This is a genomic window from Alphaproteobacteria bacterium SS10 (assembly GCA_019192455.1).
Taxonomy (GTDB): domain Bacteria; phylum Pseudomonadota; class Alphaproteobacteria; order TMED2; family TMED2; genus TMED2.
In genome coordinates this window covers 997418-1023370 of record JAHCML010000003.1, presented here as the reverse complement: position 1 = coordinate 1023370, position 25953 = coordinate 997418, and the positions used below count along the sequence as shown (strand labels likewise).

The window sequence follows — 25953 nt, the reverse complement described above, 5'->3', positions numbered from 1 at the left end:
TCAGGCGATCCGAAACTCTGGGATCGGAATGATGAAGCGTCCCCCTGCCCGATGAAACTCGGCTTCTTGCGCCATGATCTCGTCAGCAAAGTTCCAGGCTAACAGCAACAGGTAATCTGGCCGGTCATCAGCTAAGGCCTCGACCGGTTGGATTGGAATACGGGTCCCTGGCATATACCAACCATGCTTCACCGGGTTCTTATCCACGATATAAGCCAGGTCAGAGGAGCCCAGACCAAAATGGGCGAGCAGCGTTACCGCCTTGGCCGCCGCACCATATCCAACCACCCGCTCCTCGCGCTGCTTACAACCCGCCAGGGTTTGCAACAGCTGGTCCTTAAGACCCTCAATCCGCTGATTGAACCCAGCGTAGTAAGCGGGCGTTAGAATTTCAGCAGTGGCCTCTTCCTCAACCAAGGCCAAAACCCGATCACTCTCTGCACCTTGCCTGCTGATGAATAGGCGGAGTGAGCCACCATGAACGTCCAAACGCTCACAATCATTGATGGCCAACCCATGCCGCCCAAACAGATGGCGTAGTGCCGTCATGGAGTAATGGAAGACATGCTGATGATAGATGGTATCGAAGGCGAGGTTCTGAATTAGATCAGCCAAGTACGGCGTCTCAATTACCGCGCGCCCATCCGGCTTTAGACACTTGGCGATACCGCCGGCGAAGCCATTAATGTCGGGCACATGGGCTAGGACGTTATTGGCAAGGAACAGGTCAGCCTCAAGCTGGTGCTGCTCCACGAGCTCGTCGCTAAAGAAGCCATCAATCGTCTCGATACCCACTTGCCTCGCGGCATCGGCTGGCCCTTGGGCTGGATCGACGCCCTGCACGCTCATCCCCGCCGCTTTGAAATGCTTCAGCAGATAGCCATCATTGCTCGCTGCCTCCAAAACCTTAGTCGACGGCCCTTTCGGCAGCTCTGAGATCAAGCGGTCAGCGCTGGCCTTGAAATGTGCTGCCAGTGTCGTGGAAACGGATGAATAGTAAGGGTAATCATGCCGGAACAAGGTGTCCGGCGGGACGGTCACACTGAGTTGCGCCAGCCCGCAATCAGCGCATGCCACCAGGGCAAGCGGTGCGACCGGGTCGGCTTCACCCTGCTGTGCTTCTGGAACCAAACGATCAGCAAGCGGCGTCATGCCGAAGTCGAGAACCGCGAACAGGTTACGGGACTGGCAGGACCGACAGCAGGTGATCGTTGGCAGATCTAGCGGGTAAACTGATGGCGCCATGCGCGTCAGGTGCTTGTCCAATTCAAAGCGGCGTCGAGCTCGCCAGCGGCGATCAGGGCGCGAATTTTAGCCACTCGGCTATAGCGTGGTCCCTCAAACTCATCAACGGAGGCCGCATGGTTGGACAGACGATCAAACAAATCGCCAATACCCCGCTCAACAGTCCATTCGGGTTCGAACCCGGGAAGGCCACTCGCTGCCTTATCAAAGGTGACGCGGTAGGATCGTCGATCGGCACTCGCACGATCTGAGAACACCACATTCGCACCGGGCACGGCCGCCGCAATGCGTTCCGCAATCTCAACCACACGGAAATTCTGGTCCGTTCGGCCGATGTTGAACACCTGTCCGGTCACATCCATGGCAGGTGCGGCAGCGGCGGCAATAATGCTCTGTGCAACATCCGCCACATGAACCAATGGCCGCCAGGACTGCCCATCGCTTTTCAGGAACACCTGCTTATTGGCCACGGTGTAGGCCATCAGATTGTTCACCACTAAATCAAAGCGCAGCATTGGTGATGCGCCGTAGACGGTGGCGAACCTCAAAAACACAGGGCAGAAATCATCATCGGCCAGCGGGGCAATATCTCGCTCTGAGAGTATCTTGGACTGGCCATAGGGGGTGACCGGGTTAAGTGCGCTCCCCTCATCAATCCATTCCTCACCAGCGGCACCATAGACGCTGCAGCTCGAGGCGAAGACGAACCGTGAAACACCAGCCGTCTTGGCCAGTTCAGCTAGGCGAACACTGGCTTTGTGATTGATGTCCAGCGTGGTGTGGGCATCGAGGTCGCCTAATGGATCATTGGATAGGCCAGCCAGATGAATGACAGTATCTATGCCCTCCAGATCGCCGGCCTCAACGGTTCGGATATCTTTCGCAAGGCTGATGTCTGCCGATAGTGGATCACCAAAGCTACAATCTTGGTAGTAGCCCTGATCCAGGCCAACAATGCTGCACCCGTTGCTGCGCAGCATGGGTAGCAGAACCTGGCCGATATAGCCCTTCTCACCGGTAACAAGAACGCGCTTCACGGTATCACCAACCAAGGCGCGGCGCCTGACCTGGCCAGCTGATCTAACCGCTCAGCCTCCGCCGGTGTATCCATGCACTGCCAGAAGCTATTATGGCGATAGGCCCGCAACTGATCATCGGCGATCAAGGCCTGCATTGGCGCATCTTCAAGCATGGTCTGATCATCGGCGATGTAATCGAGAGCTTTCGGATCCATAACAAAGAAGGCGCCATTGATCCGCCCCTCAGATTTGGTGGGTTTCTCGGCAAAGCTGGTAACCCGGTCGCCATCGAGTGACAAATGGCCAAAGCGTGGCGGCGGATAAACGGCAGTCACGGTAACAAGCTTCCCATGATCCTGGTGAAACTGATACAGCGCCCTCAAGTCAATATCGGCCAACCCATCGGTCCAGGTCAGGAAAAATGGCGTGGAGCCGAGCTGATCGCGCAACCGCAGGAGCCGGCCACCGGTCGCCGTCTCTGCCCCGGTATCAACACCCCTCACCCGCCAATCATCTTGGCGCAGGCTGCGCTCAACTGCCCCGTCGGCAAGATACTCATCAATGGCCGCCGCATTGTGCCCCGTGGCGATGGTGAAGTCGGTCACGCCCTGACGCCCAAAGATTGCCATGACGTGCTCAATGATCGGTCGCCCATCGATAGGGGTCAGTGGCTTTGGCACCGGGGCATTACCAAGTCGTGCGCCCTTACCACCGGCGAGAATGACGGCCTTCACCTGCTCAATCATTGATCCGGCCGCTTCGCGTATAGATCAGCATAGGCCGAGCGCAGTTCCATCAGCGCCTCTGGCTGTTCTAGCAGTAGGCACTCATCAATCTTGCGCAGCGTCTGTCCTATGAATAGGCGATGGAAGAAGCTCTCCCCCGATAGCTTTGGCAGGTTCTCACCGGCCACATTAATCACCCGCTGCACATTCTTAGAAACGTCTTCGCCGCGCCGTTTCATGAAGGCGGCACTACCACGTTCAATCAAATCCATGCGTAGCTTGGCCGGTACCTTGGCCAGGCGGAACATGTTGATATGGGCATGGTACATATCGACGATTGGGCACAGCTGCTCTAACGCCGCCAGGGATGAATGCACGTCAAGCCCGCGCTCATGATCCATGGAGAACATACGCATTAAGTGCTGCATGCGTTCGTTCATGGTCGTCAGACCCGGCGACACGCTCTGGTACACCAGCGCATCTTGAACACAGTGAATCTTGCCATAGGTTGCCGCCTCACAAACGAAGACGTTATCGCCGCCAAACCGAAATGGCTGCGGCATCATCTGATCGAGAATGCTGCGCCGGTAAAGGGCAAAGAAATTTGAGGGTTGGCGATACTCGGCAATGACAGCACAGGCACGCTCAACTGGGTCATCATGATCCGCTGAGTAGAACGTCCATTTAACCGGCTGGTCGGCGATTGGTTGGTAGTCCTGATCAACCCGCAAGGCCTTGGCGTAAGCCATGGACGCATCCGGGTCGCCATCAAGGGCATGCGCCAGCTTCTCAAGATAATCAGGCGCCAGCACGTCATTGGCGCTACAGATCGCAACATAGTCGCCGCGCGCGTTCAGGAAGCTGCGGTTGATATTGGCGTTCTGGCCAATATTCAGCGCCTTCTGATGAACGGTGATATCGAGCCGGTCGCGATAGCCATCACAGATAGCCATTGAGCCATCAGTTGAGGCGTTATCGTAGATTGAGACGGTGAAGTCCTGAAAACTTTGCGCCACCAAACCGTCAAGCACACGGCCGATCCGCTTCTCCTCATTCCACATCGGAATGCAGACATCGATTTTGGGGGTGGCGGGCATTGTAAGGACAAAAGACTGACAGGATTACCGGCCTGCAAGAGAGGCCTGGAAACAAGTTAATGGTCACCTGCCATCTAGAGACAGGTGATTGCAAGCCTTGTGCGTGCCAGCAACGTCCTCACCGCCAAAACCGTTACCCGGTTAAGTCGAGCCCATAACAATGAATTTTGATGCCGCAAAAAGAAATAAAAGCCAGCAAGATCAAGAAAATCATTAGCACTTTACTCTGAACAAATATGTATGCTCTTAGCAGGACACATAGAGGCAAATAAAAACACCCCGCAAGGATGAAAAACATCGCAATTTGCATGCTGCAATTTGGGATAACTATGCAAAGCTTCCAAGTCTTCGGGGGTACTGCCAAACACCTAAAAATACCATCACCAGATCCTGGTGCTCGATAACAATTCAGTGTCGGCAAACTCTCCCCCCGACAGCATGACCACCAGCAGAATGCCCGCTGGTGTCCGACCGTTTATCCGGGGAGTGTTGCTGCGTGACACAACTATTCGATCCTAGCGCTGCTGGCCTGAATGAGGCTTTAACCACCTGCGACCGGGAGCCGATACACAAGCTGGGTTTGGCGCAAAGCTTCGGCGCAGTTATCGCCGCCTCAATAGATTGGCGCATTACCCACCACTCAGAAAATCTTCTTGATATCATTGACTTAGAGGACCACCCCAAGCTCGGCTCACCGCTTCAGGAGCTGTTTTCAGCAGAGGTTATGGCCCAGCTAAAATCCGCTGCCAGCCGCCTAACGGAGCCAGATCAAATTGAGCGTCTGTTTGGCATCAAGCTGGCCCAAACCGCCCCCTATCCATTCGCCTTAAGCCTGCATCGCAGCGGCGAGCATATCTTAATCGATATTGAGCCCGATCCATCCCCGGACGCAGAGGCGTTCGACTCTCTACTGATGCTTCAAACCAGTTTGGACGACCTTCGCCGTGAGCCAGATTTGGTGCAGAGAGCCAACAACACAGCAAACCTGGTTCAGAGGCTGACCAGCTTTGATCGGGTGATGATCTATAAGTTCGTAGAGGGTGATGATGGGCAAGTAATTGCCGAGGTTAAGCAACCGGATATGGAGCCATATCTGGGTCTGCGCTACCCGGCCTCTGATATCCCAAAGCAGGCGCGAGAACTCTATAAGCGCAGCCTTATTCGGGTCATTGCAGATGTCCATGACGCTGGGCATCCAATTGTGCCGCAGAGAAGCGTAGAGGGATCGATACTCGACTTAAGTCTATCCAGTGTTCGATCAGTCTCCCCAATTCACCTAATCTATCTGCAGAACATGGGCGTCGCCGCCTCGATGTCGATTTCAATCATCGTCCAGGGACGCCTATGGGGTCTAATCGCCTGTCACCACAACTCACCGCACCTACCCCACCCCAAACTGCGCGCCGCGGCTGAGGTGGTAGGCCATTTCTTCGCCCTTGCCATCGATGAGCTGGAGACCAAGGAAGATCAAGAGGCGCGAGACAAAGCCAAACTGGTGCATGACAGTGTCGCCATCCAGTTCAGCCAAGACTCAGATATCGCCGATCACTTTGAAACGCTAGTCTCAGCCAGCCAGGATGCTATCGAGTTTGATGGGGCCATGATGTGGGCCAATGGCAAGTTCAAAGCCACAGGCTCAGTGCTTACGGAGGCAGAGTTCGATGATCTTCTACCACTCCTCAACCAAGCAGCCAACGGACGGCACTTTGTCACCAATAACCTATCCGGCCTTCACGCCAGTGCGGCTGCCTATGCCGATAGAGTTGCAGGGATTGTCGCCATCCCGGTCTCAAGGCAGCCACGCGACTATCTGGTGTTCTGCCGGCGGGAAGAAGTTACAGACCTCTACTGGGGCGGCAATCCATCGAAGCCAGTTCAATCAAATCCCGGTACCTCTGCCTTAACACCCCGCGCAAGTTTTGCCGCCTGGCAGGAGACCAGACGCCTGTATTCCAAACCTTGGTCACGGGCGGAGGAAGGCTTGGCTGCGGGCCTTAGGGCCACGTGGATAGAGATCGTCTTGCGCATGTCGGATGTAAACCTGGCCGAGCGGCAGAAGGCACAGGCGCAGCAAGAGGTATTAATCGCCGAACTTAACCACCGGGTTCGCAACATCCTAAACTTGATCCGCAATCTGATCTCACAAAGCCAAACCGGGGCAGACAGCATCCATGACTTCACCGAGATTGTCGGCGGCCGGATCCATGCGCTGGCCCATGCCCATGACTTGATCACCAAGCGGAACTGGAATGCGGCAAGCCTACAGGAGCTGATACAGGTTGAAACCCGTGCCTATCTCGGCACCAAAGCCGACCGGGTAAGCATCGAGGGCGTTGATGTGATGATCAGCCCTAAGGCCTTCACCACCATCGCCCTGGTTCTGCATGAGCTAATCACCAATGCCAGTAAGTATGGCGCGCTCTGTGACAAGCGTGGGCATGTCCTAATCAGAAGCGAGGTTGAGCCCAATGGCGCCCTGCGCCTGAATTGGCGGGAAAGCGGCGGACCAAAGGTCAAGGCGCCTGAGCTGCTAAGCTTTGGAACCACCATCATCGAACGCTCGATCCCCTTTGAATTAAAAGGTGAGGCTGAGATTCAGTTCCCGCCATCCGGCGTTAGAGCCAGGTTCCTTATCCCCGCCGACTATATCGAGGTTAACGGCGGCAGCGAGCAGACAGGCAAGGCAGAAGCTAAGACATCACAAAGCAAAAGCACGGACATCAAACAGGAACGCCAGAAGCTGTTTGAGCGTGTTCTACTGGTCGAAGACACGATGTTGATCGCGATGGGAACGGAGAAGCACCTCCAAAAGCTGGGCGCTCAACAAGTCTTCTTGGCCGCGAATTGTAAGGATGCCATTCGCCTCGTGGAGAAGGAGGCGCCCACCCTATGCATCCTGGATATCAACCTGGATGGCGAGATCAGCACCCCGATTTCCGATGCGTTGATAGCGGCGGATATCCCCTTCGTTCTCGCAACCGGATATGGTTCCGCCGATGCGTTTAATGACGAGTTTCCAGACGTACCGGTCATCACCAAGCCCTACGGCATGGAGGAGCTGGTGGATGGGATTAATGAGTTGATACTCGACTTTCGGTCAAAGAACCTGGCCGCACAATAGCGGCGCGGTTAAGCGCCTAAATCTCAACCACCGGGCCACCGGCCGCATCGGCATCAGTGCGATCATGGGTGACCATAAGGGTCGGCAGCCCCTGCTCTCTCGCTTGGGTGAAGACAAAGTCACGGAACAGGCCTCGGGTTTCGCTGTCCAGCTTAGAGAAAGGCTCATCAAGCAGCAGAATTTGAGGCGCCGAGAGCAGCACGCGCATCACGGCCACCCGCGCCCGCTGACCACCGGACAGGGTCGCCGGGTCACGGTTTGCCATACCGGCAAGGCCAGCCGCTTCCAAAGCATCCTCAATACGTTGCCGACGGGCCTGCCGCCCCCGGACCCCAGTGGGTAAAGCAAAGGCCAGATTGCCGCCAACGGACATATGCGGGAACAGCAAATCATCCTGAAACAGGATGCCAACCTGCCGGCGCTGCGGTGGCAATGGGCACAGATGGCGACCGTTCAGATAGACCCGACCATCAAACCGGAATGGCGCCCCCAGCGTGCCGCAAATTAGATGCAGCAAGGTGGATTTACCCGCCCCACTCGGCCCCATCACCGTGGTTACCTCCCCCGCCGGTACGGTCAGGGATAAGTCGACGATTGCCTTGTCCTGCAGCCAGATTTTAACCGCATCCAATACCAGCCCGTCTTCTGTTGTTACCTTAACCATCGACTGCCCCACCTAGATCCGATTGACCGTCATGCCGAGGCGACGGCGGAACAATACAGCCGGGATCAACATGGCCAGGATGAAGCCAATCGTGGGCAAGATCATCTGCAACAATGTGACGGCACCAATGACGCGCCGATCACCACCAGCGGCCAGCGTCACGGCCTCTGTCGTAAGGGTTGCGAAGCGCCCACCACCAACCAGAAATGTCGGCAGGTACTGACCGATACTGACAGCGAAGCCAACCGCCATCGCGATCAGGATGGGTGGCAGCAACATCGGCACCTTTACCCGCAGCCAGATTGCAAAGGCGGATTTGCCCAGGCACAGGCCGGTACGCGCATAGCGTTCGTCCCAGCTGCGGTAGGCATCGCCAAGCGAGAGAAACAGATAGGGCAAGACAAACACCAGATGGGCCCAAACCAGGGCGATCCATAACTGATCCAGCCCAATGGAAATCAGCAGTACCTGTAGCCCGAACAGAAATGCAATCTGTGGCACGAGAAGCGGCAGATAGATCAACCACATCACCTTAGCCTGGGCTCTTGCATCTGTACCCCGTGGCTGCTGTCCCTTGCCTGCCCCTTCCCGCTCCAAGCAACCCATCACCATAACCACCGCAATTAGCGTTGCCGCGATGGCCAGGATTGCCGTGTCGAGGGTGAGTTCAAACAGGCCGTCGCTCTGCCGCATCCAAATTCGAAGGCTCCAGCTATCGGGCAGAAAATCGGGAAAACGCCAGAGCCCAGCAAAGGACCAAACGGCCATGCCAACCAAGCCAAAGATCACGGCCCCCGAGACAACAACCATGGTGCCACCAATGAACAGGCGCATAGGCATATCACCAAGCCCCCTGGCGCCACAGCTAAGCCAATACTGACCAAGCCAAGCGACCAGACGCTCACCCAACACCCAAAGGGCAAGCCCAGCCGCTACCAATGCTAGCTGTAAAATGGCGCCCGCCGAGGCCAGGAACCGCATCTCTAAATCGGCATCATTCATCCAGCGCAGCAACTGGACCGACAGTGTCGGCGGCGTTGTTGGTCCCAGAACCAAGGCGACATCAACCACGGACATTGAAAAGGCCAGAACCGCCAGCACCGGCAGCCTTATCTGGGCATAGATGCGCGGGAAGGTTCCCTTTAGCCAACCGGTCATTCGGCCATAGCCGAAGGTGGCGGTTACTAGTCTGGTTTGATCGGCCTGCACCTGGCCTAAGGCAGCAATGGTCATCAGCAGGAGAAACGGCACCTCCTTCACCACCAGGCCCAGCATCAAGGATAGGCCATAGGGGTCATTGATGATGGTGATATCCGGTGGCCTGGTTAGGCCCGTCAGTTCTGGCGAGATGGCCCGCATCAACCAACCGCTGGGTGCGATCAGAAACGCAATACCAAAGGCGACAGAAACATGTGGCACCGATAGTAACGGTGACAGCAGCCGCTGCATGCGGCTGAACCAATGCGTGCCGTGCCAGGCGGCACAGAACAATGTGACGATGGTCAGCGAGATAACAGTCGCGCCGAACCCGGTGCTGACCGATAACCAGACCGATCGACCGATACCAGGGCTGCCCAACAACTCCCGCCAGGGCGCCAGAGAGACACTGTCACCACCCAAGGCCGGGAGATAGCCAAAGGCTGGCAAAACGGTACCAATTAGACCGGCCACCAGCGGCCCGATCATCAGGATCAGGGTCAGTACGGGAAACAGTCTTAGACACTGCCTAGAAGCGCTGGCGGTGATTGTGGGCACGGGGCGTTACCGCCTACTGGCCAGTTCCATAGCGGCGGACCCATTCATCCTCAATCCGCTCCATCCAGCTTGGATGTGGCTCAAGTAATGGGGTGCCGAGCTCGGCTGGGCCAAGGGTCGCAATGCCAAGCTCAAGCGCATCGAAACCGGCGCGTTGCTCAACGCTGATTGCGTCCATGTTCAGGACCGTGCCATCGCCCCAAACCTCCGGGTCCTGCTTACGCAGTTGGGCCTCTGGCGACATCAGGAAGTTGGCAACAACCATGGCGCCGGCCTTATGGGCAGCGTTGTATGGAATCGCAACAAAGTGGGTGTTACCAATCGTGCCCCGGTCAAAAACGAAAGTCCGCACCGTGTCGGGCAGTTCGAAATTGGCGATGGCCGTGCTGGCTTCAGAGGGGCTGAAGGACACCGCCACATCAATCTCCCCATCGGCCATAAGCTGGCGTTGCGCCGGGCCACCCTGTGGGAAGACCTTACCCTCACGCCACATCACCGGGTGCAGCTTGTTCAGGTATTGCCACATACCCTCAAGATCAGCGTCGAGGCGTGCCTCATCCACCGGTTGAAGCAACCGATCCGTGTCATCAATGGTGGCGTAGAGCACTTGCTTCAAGAAGGTTGAGCCCAGGAAATCCGGTGGCTGTGGATAGGTGAAGCGACCGGGATTCTGAGCTGCAAATGTGAGCAGCGCATCAACCGTGGTTGGCGGCTCTGGCAGGCGCTCGGTATCGTAGTAGAAGACGATCTGGGCCATACCCCAGGGCGCCTCCAACCCATCAACCGGCACGGTGAAATCGGTGCGGGTTGTTGGTTTCCCCTCGGTATCAACCAGGGTGTAGTTTGGCATCTCTTCCGACCATGGGCCGAACAGCAGATCCTGGCGCTTCATCGCAGCAAAGTTCTCGCCATTGATCCAGATAAGGTCGACGGCACCGCCGGTATCGCGACCGGCCTGCTTCTCTGCCAGGACACGGCTTACCGCCTCTGCGGTGTCAGACAGCTTCACATGCTCAAGGGTGACGCCATAACGCGCCTTAACCTGCTCACCAACCCAGGCGATGTAGTCATTGATGCGCCCCTCACCGCCCCATGCATTCCAGTAAACCGTCTGACCTTCCGCAGCCGCCTCTACAGCTGGCCAGTCACTGGGCTGGGGTTCATCAGCCAGGGCTGGAGCAGAAAACGACGTAACAAAGAACAGCGGGAGTGCCGCAAGCAGGTGCGAAAGGCGCATAGGGGCTTCCTTAAGGCAAGCAGTAGCAAACGAGCGTTCCGTGATATGGCCTCATGTCCGCCGGGGCAAGTATGGCCATGGTCACGGCTCATCACATCTTTCCAACTGATCCACAGGTCCACGGGGCAAGCGAGGGGCCAAAACGAAAAAAAGCCGGCCCATAAGGACCGGCTTTCACCGTAAATCTTTAAGTGGCGCTTACGCGGCCTCATCCAAATCATCACCGGACATTTTCGGTGACAGCAGCATCTGCCTCATGGCGGTGCCGAGGTAGCCATCCTCATCGAACAGCTCAATCATCTGCTCAGCCGTGAGGTTGTCACGGTTGAGGACTTCTTCGGCAGCCTTATCAAAATCGCGCTCAGCCATTTGGCGGCGGCGATCGTCGAGGTTGCTGACCCCGGTCAAAGCACTAAAGTTCATCGTCGTCTCGCTTCGTCATCAATGGCGGTGCGTCTCAGCACTGCCTACTTGGTGGTGTTTTTCCACTGAACAGATGAAAGCAACAAATTCAGCGGGTTTTATCGGTCCGGCAGGCCAATCATTATTGGACCGCCCGTCAGCACTCTTTCTTCCACTACGTTGTTGGCGGTGCTTTTGATCCAAAACGCCGCAACAATCAAGTGTGGCAAGGGAAACACAGAATTTAGGCAGCAATAAGATGCCGCCTAGAAGCCAGGAAAACTGCGCTTCTTGAAGAATTTCCAGACTTGGACAAATGGCTGCTTGAGCCGACCGGGCGAATGCGCGAGGGTGCCGCCAATTCAACACCGCCCTAACCCCGGCAAATCACCATGACAACCCAACCCATCGCGCCGATTGGCCTTCCCCCGCTTGATGACATGCTCTCCCCAATCCGGGAGATCGCCAAACAGGCGGGCGAGGTGATCATGGAATATTACCAACCGGACGGCATGGATGAGGTGATCGCTAAGGGTGATGGTAGTCCGGTCACCATTGCGGATCGGGAAGCCGAAGCGCTGATCACCCCCCTGCTTCGCCAACTGACGCCGGATGTGCCAGTGATTGGCGAGGAAGCGAGCGATGGTGGCAGCCTGCCAGACATCAGTGGCGGCCAGTTCTGGCTGGTTGACCCGCTGGATGGCACCAAGGATTTCATCAAAGGGCTGGGTGAGTTCACCGTGAACATCGCCCTTGTGCTTGATGGCCGTCCGGTGATGGGCGTCATTTATGCCCCGGCGATTGATGAAGAATATGGAGCCTGCGGTGTTGGTACGGCGTTTGAGCGTCGGGGCAATGGCGCTGACACACCGATTGAGGTGGTGACGCCAGATCTCGGCAAACTCCGCATCCTGGGCAGTCGAAATCACGGGAATCCAGAAGCGCTGGAGAAGTTCATGAATGGCCGTGAGGTTGGCAGCTTTGTCGCCCGCAGTTCGTCGCTGAAATTCTGTGAAGTGGCCGCCGGGCGCGCCGATATCTATCCACGCTTCGGCAATACCTGCGAATGGGATACCGCTGCTGGTCAAGCGATCCTTGAGGGCGCTGGCGGTGTCGTAACCAGCACCGATGGCGGCCTATTCCCCTATGCCAAGGCGGATCGCAAGTTCCTGAACGATGGCTTCATCGCTTGGGGCGGTGTTGGCCCAGCCGAATGGCTAGGCGGCTGATGGCAGCCTACGAAACACTTTGCGATGCGGCCATGGCGGCGCTTAACGCAGCCGATCCAATGGACAAGATCGCGATTAGCCAGGCAGCCGCCACCGCCTGGCGGGATGGTGAGATTACCCTGATTGGAGAGGCCGCGCCACCGGATCGGCCAGCGCGGCTAGTTAAACCAGAGCTGCGCGCCCCATCAGCGATGCCAAAGCGTAGTAAGGCGAACAGCGTCGCTGGCCGCGCCGCTCTGCTTCACGCCCTCGCCCATATTGAGCTGAACGCCATCGACCTTGCGTGGGATGTAATCGCCCGTTTTTCCCCGCACCGCGATGTACCAGGCCAAGAGCGGGGCGAGGCCGCCGATGAACTCCCCCTCACCCGCGCCTTCTTTAATGATTGGGTGATGGTCGCGGCGGATGAAGCGCGGCACCACCGCCTACTGCAAACCAGGTTAAAGGATCTGGGAACTGCTTACGGTGATTTGCCTGCCCATGACGGCTTGTGGGAAAGCAGCATGGATACGGCCCACGATATCGCCGCACGGCTCGCCATCGTGCCAATGGTGCTGGAGGCACGCGGCCTAGACGTCACGCCAAGCATGATCGATAGCCTGCACCGCCATGATGACGCTGATAGCGCGCGGCTGCTGCAGATCGTCCATGATGATGAGATCAATCATGTGGCGATTGGCTGGCGTTGGTTTGATTACGTCTGCGCACAACGGGGGGACGAGACGATCCCTACCTGGCAAACCCTGGTGCGGAAGTATTTCCGAGGCCAGATCAAGCGGCCATTCAATACGCTCTCGCGGTTAAAGGCTGGCATGGCCCCTGAAATGTACGAGCCCCTGGCCGACGAGCCGAAGAAGACAAATGTCGCCTAACCTCAAGCTTAAGCGGTCAGGCTGCGCGGGCGGTAGCCTTGATCGTTGGATGCGGTGGTAGTCCGGTCCACCCCCTGCGGCTCAACCCGTGCCTCACGCTCAATCACGGCATCCGGGCCTGACTGCCAACGAATTGGCACACCCGCTGGCACGCCCTGAACACGTGGTCCAAACTGTGCTTCCAAATTGGCAAGCTGGGCACGCGCATTGCGGGCCAGGTTCAACTCTGTATCGCCCTGCTGACCGCGCTGCATGATCGCCTGCATCTCTTCTGGCGGAACAATTTCCTGCAAGCGAGACGGATCAACGCCCTCAGCTGCCGCAACGATACGATCAAAGTACTCACGGGTTAGGCGACTAGCCTCTGAGAGATCAGATCCAAAGCCTTCAGCTTCCAAACGCTCAACACCAGCGGCAACGTCGGGCTGCCCAACACCCTCAGCAACCCGTCGGGCTAACGACGCCATGTCGCGGCCAAACTGTTCCGCGCGCGCTTCAACACCAGCTAGGAAATCATCAATGGTTTCACATTCAAGTTCGCCCGCTAGCACGTCACCTTCAGTAACGGGGTGCTGGCCTGGGCTCTCCACATTGCGAAGGCCATGTGCACTCATACCGACATTGGCAACGATGATGCCGCCAACCGGATGAATACTGGATGCATAGGTTGCGCAAACATAGCCGCGCTCACCCGGGGTCTTTGGCGCCGGCTCTGTCACTTGCGCCAAGGTTAGAGGTGCCTGAACACTGGCATCAAACACGGCGTTCTGGGCGGCCCATACACCAGGCTTATCATCAACATCCATGTTGAAATTGATCGGGATGCCCTGCGGTTGTGGTGCTGGCAGGCCTGGGAATGGATTGGCCTCTGGGTCGACAAAATGCGCTTCCAGAACAGGCAGCAGGTTTTCGGTGCTCTCAATAATGAAGGCAGCCTTCTTGCTGGCGATGCCGCGATCCTTGATCGTCTGACCGACTGGATCCTGCCAAATCGCCGGATGGGCCCGTGCTGCGCGCAGGAACATGGATTCCGCCGTATTGGTCAGGGGGAACAAGTTTCTGGCAAAGTCTTGATCCTCAAGGATCTCAACACCTTGGGCGAGTTCTGGCTTGCCAGTCGCCTCGGCAGCTTGCCGAACCAGCTGGGCGATATCGCGGCCTAGCTCGATTGAGCGTTGCTCAGCATCGGCGCGGAAGTTCTGGATCGTGTCGCAATACCGCTCCTGCCCCATGGATGGCAGCAGACCGATCTCGGTCAGCATCATTGGAACGATTTCAGGACGATTGGGACCGCTATTCACGTCGAACATGATCAGCGCGCCACGTGGCACCTCTGGTGAGGCATAGGTCACGCAGGCCTTACCAGCCGAGCCAATGTCCAAATCTGCGCGCGGAATGGTTGCCTGGGCCAGGGTCACAACCGGGGCGACCGGTTGGCGGACTTCATTAAGCACAGCCTCTTGCCCGACCGCAGGCAGCGGCACTGCCATTGCGGAAGCTAACAGTGCACTCTGGCGAAGGCGACTAAAGCGGCTCTGTCCGGTTTGGGCTGGTGCTTGGGTTGCTTTGTTATTGTCAGCCATGGCGACGGTCCTTTTCCGCTCACGCTCCTCAGCAGCCATGCTCAATGACTGTGGAAGATATTCTTGATACGAGCGCTTGCTCGCTCAATCCGGTCTATGAATCTTTTATGAAAGCGCCGATCCGAAACCCCAATGCCCTGGGCATTCGCAAGATCGTTACGCCTTTGCGTTAGATAATTTCAGGGGGACTTTCGGATTAAACCCGTGCCCCTGGCCAGGCTGGTCGGCGCTCATCCAAGGCCGCGGCGGGCTGACGCCGGTCATCGACCGCAGCGTTGGCAGCAGCGGTCTCTGCCACCGGCTGACGTGCATCTGGGCCAGATTCGAAGCGTACCCGATCACCTGGGTTTGGAACCTCAACTCCCGGGCCGGTGAACAGAGGGACCATACTGCCATCATCTAGCCCCTGTTGAACCCGTGGCAGCGCCGCTTCCATTGTGCCGAGGACCTTCAACTCTGCATCGAGGTTCAGATAGCGCTGGATCAGCGCATCGCTCTCTTGATCATCAACGATGAAGGAGAACATGACCTGGCCGGCGCTTCGCTGAACCGCACCCATGACGCGGTTAAACACCTGACCAACGAATTCATGTGCGCCCACAAGGCCCTGCTGCTCCATAAAGGCAGGCGTCTTCATGGGCTCGAGGCTGGAGCTGTCCCAACCAACCTTTTTCGTGACATCGATCAGAAAATCAGTGGTGTCTTGAACAAACTGGTTGGTCCGCTCATCAACCGCCATGCGGAACTCATCCGCGGTCATGCAATTCTCATCGTCATTCCCCTCAGGCAACACACCCGGGGCTGAGGTTTCGACGACGCGGGTAAAGCTCTGACGCAGGGTGACGGTCATGATGCCGCCAACGGCGTTTTCGCTGCTGGGCACGGTAATGCAGACGCCGCGTTGTTCACCCGGTGTTGGTATGCTGGTTACTGCCTCGGCTTCTGCACCGCTGGCATCCACAACTGGCACGACAGCATCAGGACCAGTTGAACCCGTCGCACCATCAGCCTGCGCAATATGGGTTTGTGGGCCCGTGAATACCTGAAACGCAGCCTCTTGCGCGCTGACGGAACCAGCGGCTGGCATTGCCGCGACGGCCGCCATGATTGCGCGGGCGCCTTGGCTCATCCGGCGCTGTTTTGCGTCGTCATGGGCGGCTGGGGAATGGGTAGAAACCATAATGAAATCCTCTTGAGCGTTCAGGCCCATTGAAAGGCTAAGAGTTACGCGGCCATTGTCCGTCGGTGGGTTGCAACCGGGGCTGGGGCAGCTGGCTCTTCCCGCAGTGATGCCTCTCGAACCTGCGTCGCATGCTCACTCTCTGGACCGGATTCAAGGCGGATTGGATCGCCCTCAGGCTGAGGCGCTGGCATGCGGCCTTCCGGGACCAGCATCCCGGCGTCCAGCTGGAACTGAAGTTGGTGAATGCCGCCGCGCAGGACGCCCAGCATCTGTAGCTCAACACCAATCTCTTCCTGCATCTGCTGAATAGCTTGAAGCTGTGAGGCATCCACCGACGCTGCAAACGCCTCCGCTTCCAGGCCGCGCTCGGCATTGATCATGGTCTGTTCAAACCAACGTCGCGCGGTCCCAAAATCAGCGATGGAGTTCTCACCGAACTTATCCCGCTCAAGCAGTGCAGACGGCCCCTCAGTCTGGCCGAGTGCTGCCTCGATCGGGCGCATGAACGCGGCCGTCATTTGCCCCAGCTCAGCGACCCGGGCTTGAACGTGTTGAACGTATCCAAGCGGGGTGAAGCACTGGGCATCATCTGGGCATTCTGGCAGAGCGCCAGGACGCGGCACATCGACGGCAACGGCATGGGCATCATCGGGCAGCAGCACCATAACTGCGCCAACCAGCTCTTCATCATTCGACATGCTGCCCGTGTTGTTGCGGGCGATGGTAATATAGGCCGATCCGGTTGCACCAACGGACGGACGTTCAACCTCTTCAGGCTCCTCGGCCGCGGCCACCGCACCCGGCCCCGTGGTTTGGGCCTGAACCAGGATTGGCTCAAACTGGGCCGCGGTAGCTTGCGGACCAGTGAAAATCTCGAATGCTGCTTCTTCTGCCGATACGGCACCGCCGACTGGTGCTGCCGCCACCGCGGCCATGATTCCCTGTGCGCCTTGGCGCATACGTCGGCTGCGCTGATCGTCAGACCCCCCCGGCAGCGGTTCGATCTTTGCGTGGGCTGGGGTGTTGCTGACCATCATGAAATCCTTGAGGGCTAATCGACTGAATGATTTGACTGACTAAATTTGAAAAACGGCGGTGCGGTCGCGCTCTGGGCGCGGTGCCTCAACCCGAAGCGATGCATCACGGGCGGCTTTCACCCGGGCGCTGTCGGGACCGGACTCGAACCGAATTGGAATAGCGTTGGCATCGGGGATGATGACCGGTCGGCGCCCGTCATTGGCGTCCAGGGTGCCACTATCCAGCTGTTCCTGAAGCTGGGGCATGGCGCCACGAAGCTGCTGTAGCATCAGCAGCTCGTTGCCAGTTTCTACATGGCGAGCAGCAAGGGCCTCATGGGCGCTCCGGCTGACCACAGAATTGAAATTCTGCTCACCAACCCGCTGCATCACATAGCTCAGCACATACCGAAACACGGCCGTTGTTTGGACGTAGGCATTCTCAGGATCGGCAACAAAGTTTGGGTCACGCATCGGCGCGGTCGGCCCACTTGGCAGACCAAGCTGCCGCTCAATCCCTTCAATGAAGTCGGCGGTATCATTAACGAAGGAGGTCAGCCGCCCATGGGCTGCGGTTTCGAATTCTTCAAAGCTTGTGCAGTTAAGTCCCTCTGGCGCCTCTGGTGCTACACCGGGACCAGCGGTGATCATCGGACGAACCGTGATGCTGTCGCGGGTCACACCGACAAAGGCACCAATCGCATGGCTGGGGCTGGTCATGCTGATGCAGGCAATACCCGCCTGCCCTGGTGTTTGTGCTTCGCCCGGTACAGTGGCTGCTGGGGGTGTTGCGCCGTCAGTCGATTGAACCTGAATCACCCGCGCCTGGGGGGCATTTAACGCTTCGACCACATCAGCGGGCGATGCAGCGGCCGGGCTTGCGGCTAGACCTGCCGCTAATGCCTGAACCAATCGGCGGGCACGGCGGCTATTTGAATTGGCGGCACGCGTCCCAGTTGCGTCCTGATGAGCAGGTGCAAGTTTGCTAACCATGGCGATACGTCCTCTCTACTCGTGTGAGAATGGTTCGACGAAGGTCATGCAGCCGGGGGCTTAGACTGCCTGGGCCAACTGGCCCGATCGATTGTTGTTAATGGGTTGGCCCGGTGAGCTTTCCCAAACTCCCCGGGCCAACGATTTGATCAGCCTTAGATCTTCATGCCGCGTTCTGGGCCGTCATTGACGGGCCGGACATTGCGACCGCGCCACTCTTGAATAGAGCCAGGATCGAAGTTGATATCTTGACCCTCAACTGGGGCATCACCCTGCGGCGCTGGGGCGCTAGCAGCATCGAGCTGACGCTGAACACGGTTCACCAGGCCGGAAGCACCAGCCAGGATCTGATTTTCGACCCCAACTTTCTGATACTCACGGATCAAGGCGCCGGTCCGCTCTGGCGAGATGTGGCTATCAACGTCTTCACCATAAACGCCGCGGGCAGCATCCATGGTCAGGTTGAAGGCGGTTGCCGTATTCTGATGCGCGCTTGGAAGACTGGCGGTGAAGCCATCGCTCTCAAGGTGATCTGCGAGCTGCTGCAGCTGAGGCATGTTCAGCTGGTCAGAAGTTTCGCGGATAAATGCAGCAACATCAGCAACAAATGCTTCGGTGTTGGTACGAACTTGCGCTTCGAAAGCCTCGATTGGGCCGCAATCAAGTTGCGCTGGCCCGGTGGGATGGGTACCGGGGGCTTCAGTTGGAACAAGTGCCATCTGCGCGCCCTGAGGGGCTGCGAAGAGAATGGCGCCGCGTGGGGCAGTTTCACTGGCAACGGTGATGCAGGCAAAACCACGATCAGCGGCACGCGCTGGTGCGGTGGCCTGTGGGGCTGCATCATTTGGACCAGCTTGCACTAGGTGAACCGCAGCACGGTTACCGGAGGTGAACTCCTGGAACGCGGCTTCATGGGCACTGGCAGCGCCAGCAACTGCAACAGGGGCTGTTGCAAGGCTAGCCATCAGGGCCCTAGCAGGACCTGAAAGGCGGCGGCGTTGGCGGGGATCGGGACGACGTTCTGCGGTCGGCTCGACACTGCGAGCCGCGGGGGTATTGGCGACCATTGGAAGTTACTCCTTATTTCTCAGAACGGTTTTCCCGTCTGATCTGCCTTCCGGTTGCGGAGCTTTTGGGGAGAGCAACCGGCGAAATATGCATGGCACCCATGCTTAACGTTGGCCGGTTTATGACTCTTCCGTGAAATAGACCAGCCCTAAATGCGCATTTTTTTAGCAATATCGATTTTTCTTAAAATTTGACGGTTTTTTGGGCAGCACTGTTGACCTATTTCTAGTGTTTGCTGTCGCTCTGGCGCAAAAACCCTGCTATTTCTGCTGCATCGCACCATTCGATTTAAGAGAAAGAAGCACCAATGCCGGACGATTTGAGCCGTGCGAACAGCACCAATCTGCCCAAACCCCGCCTTCAAGCCTTGTCACGCGCCATGCGCGATGTTGCCCGGGATGCAGGCCTATTAGTTGAGCAGATGAAGGCCACCGGGATTGAGGTGTTTGAAAAATCCGACGGCTCGGTCGTGACCTCTGCCGATAGGGCATCCGAGGTGCTTATCCGTGAGCGGTTGGAGACCGTGATGGAAGAATTTAAGGACATACTCCCCGCCGATACTGGCTTTGTCGGTGAAGAGAGTGTGGAGGCTGGCAATGTGCCAGACACTAGCTCTGGCAATTTTTTCATCACCGACCCAATCGATGGCACTAAGAACTTCGTCGAGGGCAAGCGCGGTGTGAATTGGTACACCGTGAATATCGCCCTGGTCTTAGATGGGGAGCCTGTTCTGGGTGTGGTTCATGAACCTGTGAATGGCGATGATTTTGCCAATACAGATATGGAGACGCCGGTCCTGTCACTGGCAGGCGGCCCCGATATTATTCTGAGGCCCGGCTTGGAAACGGCACCCGATGGCAGCGACCTGCCCCAGTACAAAACTGGCTGCATGTCCTATGTCGATGTGATCCGGGGCGTTAAAGGCGATTATCGCCACCGCCTCTCATATGAATGGGACACTGCAGCCCAGGATGCGATCCTGCGCACCCTTGGCGGCGGCTTCTATGTTGAGGAAACGGGCGAACGACTGCGCAATAACAAGGCAGCCGATAAGTTCTTCAACCCATCGGTTATCGGCACGATGAAGCCCGAAGGGCCGGGCCCGAAAGCCCAATAAACATCAGGCGCTTGACGCTGATTCTTCGCCTTTGTCGCCGTGAATGCGAGAGGCTAATGCCGCCTGCAGATAATCATCGATGTCGCCATCGAGCACTGCCTGGGCATTCCCCTTCTCCACCCCGGTCCGCAGATCCTTGATCAGCTGATAAGGCTGCAAGACATAAGAGCGGATTTGGTGGCCCCAACCGATATCGCTCTTCTCGGCGTTCTCGGCAGCGGCGGCATCCTCCCGGCGCTGCAGCTCTTGCTCATACATTTTCGCGCGCAGCATCTTCATCGCCTTATCGCGGTTCTTATGCTGGGAGCGTTCCTGCTGGCAGGCCACTACGGTGTTGGTCGGCACGTGGGTGATGCGAACAGCACTATCTGTGGTGTTAACGTGCTGACCACCGGCGCCGGAGGCACGGTAGGTATCGATCTTCAAATCACTCTCGGCGATCTCAATCTCGATCGTGTCGTCAATCACCGGCGATATCTGAACGGCGGCAAAGCTGGTGTGTCGGCGGGCGTTACTGTCGAAGGGCGAGATGCGGACCAGGCGGTGCACGCCGCTCTCGGTCTTCATCCAGCCATAGGCATTATGCCCCTTGATCTGGACGGTGACGGATTTGAGGCCGGCTTCCTCGCCCGCACTCTCATCCAGCACATCGGTCTTGAACCCCCGGCTATCCGCCCAACGCAGATACATGCGCAGCATAATCTGCACCCAATCCTGCGCCTCGGTGCCACCGGCGCCGGAATTGATCTCCAGATAGCAGTCATTGCTGTCAGCCTCACCGGACAGTAGGCTCTCAAGCTCGAGTTTGCGCGCCCGCTCTTCTAGGCCCAGCAGGGCCTTCTCAGCCTCATCGACCACATCTTGATCGCCTTCAGCCTCGGCGAGCTCCAAGATGTCGCGATTGTCGTTGAGATCACTCTCAAGCGAGCGGAAGGTGTTGATGCGGTCCTCTAGGCTGGTCCGCTCACGCATGATTTTCTGCGCGTTGTCGGGATTATTCCAAAGCTCTGGGTCTTCGGCGAGGGCGTTTAGCTCCTCAAGGCGTTTGACGGCGACATCCCAGTCAAAGATGCCTCCTCAGCAGTGCCATGGACGCTTCAACAGCCTCCACCACCGCTTGAATTTCGGCGCGCATAGTCGTTTTCCCTTAACGCGATTATGGATTGCCCAGCAATCGATCTGGCCTTGGGTTTAAGCACCCAACCGACCGTTGCCAAGCCTCAAGATTGATCAGTATAGCCCGCCGGTCCCGCTGCCGATTGTGGCCGGGTCGCCCACCGGTGCTGGTGCGGACGGATCAGTGACAACAGTGCCCGGCACGCCGCCAGTACCGCCACCGCTGCTGGTCAGCGCACGCTTTACCAGCTTGTTGTCATTACCCAGGATGATCGGCACAACATCGGGTTCAGTGCCGGGAATAAACGCCTCCCACAGCGTGCCTGCGCCAGCGCCACTAGCACGGGTGCCCGTGCTCGCATCAATGCGGGTGAGGCGAACACCGTCCGGGGCACGGAATGGAATGGCAGGCAGCTGCCCGGCCTCTTTCATCCGCTCAAAGAAGTCTTTGAAGATCGGGGCGGCAACGCTACTGCCGGTTTCACGGCGGCCCAGTGGCTTAGGCTCATCAAAGCCAACAAACACGCCGACAACCAAGTCAGGGGTAAAGCCCATAAACCAGGTATCCCGCCCCTCATTCGTGGTGCCGGTCTTGCCAGCAATTGGTGCACCTAGGCTGCGAAGGCGCCGGGCTGTCCCGCGCTCAATCGTGCCCTCCATCACATGGACCATTTGATAAACGCGGCGGGTATCGGCGACCTGGCGACGGCCGTCCGGTAGGGTCGGAACACCCAGGCCATCTTCCCAAAGTAACCCATCGCAATCATCGCAAGCGCGCGGGTCATGACGCCAAATCGTTGCGCCCTCGCGGTCCTGTACTTGGTCGATCAGGCTTGGCTCAATCCACTTGCCGCCATTGGCCAGCATGCCATAGGCGGTGGCCAGTTCGATCAAGGTCACCTCACCAGCACCCAGGGATAGGGACAAGGTTGGCTGAATGCCCAGATCGATGCCAAAACGTTTAGCCGTCTCATCGATCTGCTCAGGCCCCACATATTGGGCAATCCGGACCGTCATCACATTGCGTGACTTCTCAATTCCCACCCGCAATGGCGTTGGGCCATAGAACTCACGGCTGTAATTCTGTGGCTTCCACAGTCCCAAGCCCGGGCCCTGGTCAAACACGATCGGGGCATCATTAATCAGCGTGGCCGGGGTTAGCCCCCGCTCTAGCGCTGAGAGATAGACAAAGGGCTTAAACGCGGAGCCTGGCTGCCGATTGGCCTGGGTCACCCGGTTAAACTGGCTATCGTCGAAGTTGAAGCCGCCCTCAAGGGCCAGGACCCGACCGGTATGGGGGTCAAGGGCAACGAGCCCACCTTCAATATCCGGAATCTGTTTCAAGGCAAATTGGCCAGCGATTGGCTTTTCAGCCTCCTCCGGCACAAACGGCGCGACCAGTACAACGTCGCCAACGCTCAGCACCTGATCCACCCGTGTTGGCCGGTCACCAAAGCGTTGATCGGGTAACCAAGGACGCGCCCAGCTCATGCCGTCGAATGGGATAACGGCACGCTGGCCACCGGTCATACCGATCTCGGCCTGCTGCTCACCGCTGGTCAGCACAACGGCATAGCGCCATTCGGGCCGCCCCAGATGCGGCTCCAACTCATCAAGCTGTTTGGCCCAATCGGCCATATCCTCAAACTGGGTTAATGCCCCCCGCCAACCATGGCGACGATCATAAGCTTCCAACCCATCGCGCAAGGCCGCAGTTGCCATGCGCTGCATAGCGGGCTCGAGCGTCGTGCGAACGGACAGGCCACCATCATAGAGGGCATCTTCGCCAAACCGTTCGAACAAGCGACGCCGAACTTCCTCAGTGAAGTGCCCAGCCTCGACATATTCCTCACCCCGGCGTGGCACCACATCCAGTGACTGGTTTTTTGCACCGATGGCATCCGCCACCTTCACGTAACCATCCTCTTCCATCCGCGTGATGACGTAGTTCCGTCGGGCGATTGCCGCCTCAGTCTTCCGGGTTGGGTGATAGTTATTAGGTGCCTTGGGCAGGGCCGCGAGATACGCAATCTCAGCGAGGTTCAACTCATCTAACGCTTTATCGAAATAGTTAAGCGCGGCGGCGGCGACACCATAGGAGCCACGGCCCAGATAGATTTCGTTTAGATACAGCTCAAGGATCTGATCCTTTGAGAACACCCGCTCAATCCGGATTGCGAGGATGGCCTCTTTTGCCTTCCGCTCAATGCTAACCTCATTGGTCAGAAGGAAGTTTTTCGCCACCTGCTGGGTGATCGTCGAGGCACCCTCTGGCCGGCGGCCAGTGCCGATTGATTTTGCGTTGTTCATGGCGGCGCGCAGGATGCCGCGGAAATCGATGCCGATATGATTGAAGAAGTCCTGGTCTTCGGCGGCAACGAAGGCGTTGACCAACTGCGGCGGCATCGCCTCAACAGGCACAAACACACGCTTTTGCCGGGCGAACTCTTCCAACAACTGGCCATCACCGGCGTGGACCCGGGTCACCACTGGCGGCTCATAACTGGCGAGCTGGCTGAAGTCTGGCAGACCGGCGCCAAAGCGGTACAAGGCAAACAGCAAGATGCCACCCGCAACAATGACGCCGAGAACGCCAAGGGCAAAAAAGGTCAGCAGCAGTTTACCAAGAAGTTTCATCGCTCTTTGCGGGCGTTGTTCAATCTACGCGGCATTAAACCGGAAAGCGGATGCCAATACCCCGTCTTAATGCGCATATCGAGCATGAATGTGGCAGTGGGCATTTGGTCCATTATGACGGATCGCCAATGGCCTGACGCTTCAATTCTCCGCCACCTGGGGCAAGGTTTCGAAGTAACGATCGATCCCCGCCACCAATGCATCGGTGATCCGATCGCGATAATCCCGGGTTTGCAGCAACTGCACATCCTTAGAGTTGGACATATAACCAAGTTCAATAAGAACTGACGGCATGTCGGCGGCCTTAAGCACGGCAAAACCGGCAAATCGGTGGGTTCGGCGGAGGACGCGGATATCCCGGTCCCGCATTTCCTTCACCATGATATTGGCGATGCCACGGCTATCATTCACCGTCTCACGCATGGCGAGATCAATCAGGATGCTCGCCACATCATCGCTTTGCTGGTTCAGGTCAACGCCAGAGATTGCATCTGACCGGTTCTCTTCCCGCGCCAATCTGGCGGCCTCTTTATCCGATGCCCGCTCAGACAGGGTGTAGACGGAGGCGCCGCGCACGCTCTGATCCGTGTTTGCATCAGCGTGGAGGGAGACGAAGAAGGTGCCGCCCGCCTGCCGCGCCCTTGAGACACGCTCACGCAGGGCAATGAACTCATCCTGATCACGGGTCAGTTTCACCCGGTACTCACCAGTTGCCCGCAGCTTCTCGGCTAGAAGCTTGGAAACCTCGAGCACCACATTCTTCTCAAGCAGGCCATTGGCGGCCACGGCGCCCGGGTCCACACCGCCATGACCAGGGTCTAATACGACCATCGGCAGCGCCCTTGGCGGCATTGGCACAGGTGGCGCCACAAATGGCTTCACCTGGGGTACCGGTGGCAGACTTGCCTCGACTATCGGAGCGGCAGGTTCCGTTGGCGCAGCGTCGTGAACGGGTGCCAAATCAAGGACAAAGCGTGGCGGATTGTTTGTATCAGCCGGGATCGTGAATACGGTCGCAACGCGCATGGGACGCACCGCCTGCAGTGTCATCTGCCACGTGCCGTCAGGCAGGCGTCGCCAAACATATTGGTCAATCGCCCCCTGCCCTGGACCGGATAACCGGCCGGGCTCGCCAATACCGTCGCTGAATTCGATCAACACAGCACGGCGATCATCCGCCATGTCGACGCTGTATCTGGGCTCACTCGGCAAATCCAAAACCAGGCGAAGTTGGCCATCCCGCTCACCAAATCTGGGGGCACCGATTCCCAAAGCCTCGGTGGCCAGGGCGATGGAGGCGCTGGCCGCCAACCACAGGCCAAGCATCATCGCCAGCAGGGCGTAAAGCACTGCAGAGCTTTGAAAAGCCGGTTGATGAGGGGCCCCAGCGGCCATAACTGATTTCGTTGTCCTGTGTCAGCGCCTGAAAACAGGCTGTTTCGCTGCCGTTATGATGCCGGTTGTGGCTTGTTGATCAAGCTTTCGTGCGGAATATCATCAAGGCGATTGTTAAGCAGTGACCGACCCGCTATTGTGCCGCTGCGACACTTTGATTGCTGTAGGTTGCCAGGTGTGTAGCCGAGGTAAGGTTTGTCGCTATCGAATTTGGCACTGACCCGCCCGATTTGGCGCCCTGAATGGCCGCCTTGGGTGCGATGGTCAGGCAGATGTCTCGGAAACGGCCCTCATTTTTGGGGCTGACCACTCAAGAGAACGTCTGATTGAGTAGAGGTTGTTGATCGCGGTTGAGACTTTTTGGGGTGTTTGAGGCAACACCACCGCCACCGTTAGAGAGCAACCAGATAAGATTGGGCCCATGCCCCAACGGCGCCTGAACCAGGCACCCAGGTAGCAGGCCTGACACGGCTGATAGG

General features: G+C 57.7%; 20 protein-coding genes. 4 read left to right on the top strand and 16 right to left on the bottom strand.

Annotated elements, in window-relative coordinates:
- Genes KI792_05075 through KI792_05060 form a run of 4 tightly spaced genes read right to left on the bottom strand, consistent with a single transcriptional unit; the run spans window position 1 to window position 4086 of the window.
- Entirely contained in the window at window positions 1–1218 is a 1218-nt protein-coding gene (locus KI792_05075) for a class I SAM-dependent methyltransferase (protein MBV6632393.1), read from the bottom strand.
- 32 nt (window positions 1219–1250) lie between these two features.
- Complete coding sequence (locus tag KI792_05070) at window positions 1251–2282, bottom strand: NAD-dependent epimerase/dehydratase family protein (GenBank protein MBV6632392.1); 1032 nt, start codon at window positions 2280–2282, stop codon at window positions 1251–1253.
- A complete protein-coding gene (locus KI792_05065; GenBank protein ID MBV6632391.1) occupies window positions 2279–2998 on the bottom strand; it encodes an NTP transferase domain-containing protein in 720 nt (239 codons plus the stop codon). Before KI792_05065 ends, KI792_05070 begins: the two co-directional genes overlap by 4 nt.
- A gap of 8 nt (window positions 2999–3006) precedes the next feature.
- Window positions 3007–4086 (bottom strand): glycosyltransferase family 2 protein, encoded by a 1080-nt coding sequence (locus KI792_05060; protein MBV6632390.1) that lies wholly within the window; start codon window positions 4084–4086, stop codon window positions 3007–3009.
- Between the two features lie 496 nt (window positions 4087–4582).
- Here KI792_05060 and KI792_05055 point away from each other — a divergent pair, with 496 nt between their 5' ends.
- A complete protein-coding gene (locus tag KI792_05055) occupies window positions 4583–7207 on the top strand; it encodes a GAF domain-containing protein (GenBank protein ID MBV6632389.1) in 2625 nt (874 codons plus the stop codon).
- Window positions 7208–7223: 16 nt separating this feature from the next.
- On the opposite strand, the gene KI792_05050 is transcribed toward KI792_05055, so the two are convergent.
- The 4 genes from KI792_05050 to KI792_05035 all read right to left on the bottom strand — a co-directional run bounded on the left by KI792_05050 (window position 7224) and on the right by KI792_05035 (window position 11286).
- A complete protein-coding gene (locus KI792_05050) occupies window positions 7224–7871 on the bottom strand; it encodes an ATP-binding cassette domain-containing protein (GenBank protein ID MBV6632388.1) in 648 nt (215 codons plus the stop codon).
- A 12-nt stretch (window positions 7872–7883) separates the two neighbouring features.
- A complete protein-coding gene (locus KI792_05045; GenBank protein ID MBV6632387.1) occupies window positions 7884–9557 on the bottom strand; it encodes an ABC transporter permease in 1674 nt (557 codons plus the stop codon).
- Window positions 9558–9639: 82 nt separating this feature from the next.
- A complete protein-coding gene (locus KI792_05040) occupies window positions 9640–10863 on the bottom strand; it encodes an ABC transporter substrate-binding protein (protein MBV6632386.1) in 1224 nt (407 codons plus the stop codon).
- A 198-nt stretch (window positions 10864–11061) separates the two neighbouring features.
- Window positions 11062–11286, bottom strand: a complete 225-nt coding sequence (locus tag KI792_05035) for a hypothetical protein (protein ID MBV6632385.1) — start codon at window positions 11284–11286, stop codon at window positions 11062–11064.
- Between the two features lie 419 nt (window positions 11287–11705).
- Between KI792_05035 and cysQ the strand changes: the two genes are divergently transcribed.
- Together cysQ and KI792_05025 are read left to right on the top strand one after the other, a co-directional pair.
- Complete coding sequence (cysQ, locus tag KI792_05030; protein ID MBV6632384.1) at window positions 11706–12494, top strand: 3'(2'),5'-bisphosphate nucleotidase CysQ; 789 nt, start codon at window positions 11706–11708, stop codon at window positions 12492–12494.
- A complete protein-coding gene (locus KI792_05025) occupies window positions 12494–13366 on the top strand; it encodes a ferritin-like domain-containing protein (GenBank protein MBV6632383.1) in 873 nt (290 codons plus the stop codon). The genes cysQ and KI792_05025 overlap by 1 nt, the downstream gene beginning before the upstream one ends.
- Window positions 13367–13374: 8 nt before the next feature.
- Here the strand turns inward: KI792_05025 and KI792_05020 are convergent, their stop codons facing one another.
- The 5 genes from KI792_05020 to KI792_05000 form a co-directional block, all read right to left on the bottom strand.
- Entirely contained in the window at window positions 13375–14949 is a 1575-nt protein-coding gene (locus KI792_05020; protein ID MBV6632382.1) for a hypothetical protein, read from the bottom strand.
- A 196-nt stretch (window positions 14950–15145) separates the two neighbouring features.
- Window positions 15146–16129, bottom strand: coding sequence for a hypothetical protein (locus KI792_05015; GenBank protein MBV6632381.1), 984 nt, complete (start codon window positions 16127–16129; stop codon window positions 15146–15148).
- Between the two features lie 44 nt (window positions 16130–16173).
- Window positions 16174–17166, bottom strand: a complete 993-nt coding sequence (locus KI792_05010) for a hypothetical protein (GenBank protein MBV6632380.1) — start codon at window positions 17164–17166, stop codon at window positions 16174–16176.
- Window positions 17167–17208: 42 nt separating this feature from the next.
- Window positions 17209–18141: a hypothetical protein gene (locus KI792_05005; protein ID MBV6632379.1), complete on the bottom strand. Its 933-nt coding sequence runs from the start codon at window positions 18139–18141 to the stop codon at window positions 17209–17211.
- A gap of 155 nt (window positions 18142–18296) precedes the next feature.
- Window positions 18297–19208, bottom strand: coding sequence for a hypothetical protein (locus KI792_05000; GenBank protein ID MBV6632378.1), 912 nt, complete (start codon window positions 19206–19208; stop codon window positions 18297–18299).
- 308 nt (window positions 19209–19516) lie between these two features.
- On the opposite strand from KI792_05000, the gene KI792_04995 reads away from it, so the two are divergent.
- The gene (locus KI792_04995; GenBank protein MBV6632377.1) at window positions 19517–20326 is read left to right on the top strand and encodes a hypothetical protein; all 810 of its coding nucleotides are present in this window, start codon (window positions 19517–19519) and stop codon (window positions 20324–20326) included.
- Window positions 20327–20329: 3 nt separating this feature from the next.
- Here KI792_04995 and prfB read toward each other — a convergent pair.
- From prfB to KI792_04980, 3 genes are all read right to left on the bottom strand, one after another.
- Window positions 20330–21461, bottom strand: a protein-coding gene (gene prfB, locus KI792_04990) for a peptide chain release factor 2 (GenBank protein ID MBV6632376.1) whose coding sequence is annotated in 2 segments (ribosomal slippage) — window positions 20330–21391 and window positions 21393–21461 — 1131 coding nt in all. Because the reading frame shifts where the segments join, the coding sequence is not laid out codon by codon here.
- 95 nt (window positions 21462–21556) lie between these two features.
- Complete coding sequence (locus KI792_04985; GenBank protein MBV6632375.1) at window positions 21557–24079, bottom strand: penicillin-binding protein 1A; 2523 nt, start codon at window positions 24077–24079, stop codon at window positions 21557–21559.
- Between the two features lie 141 nt (window positions 24080–24220).
- On the bottom strand, window positions 24221–25474 hold the full coding sequence (locus KI792_04980) for an N-acetylmuramoyl-L-alanine amidase (GenBank protein ID MBV6632374.1): 1254 nt from the start codon (window positions 25472–25474) through the stop codon (window positions 24221–24223).
- Window positions 25475–25953 lie beyond the last annotated feature (479 nt).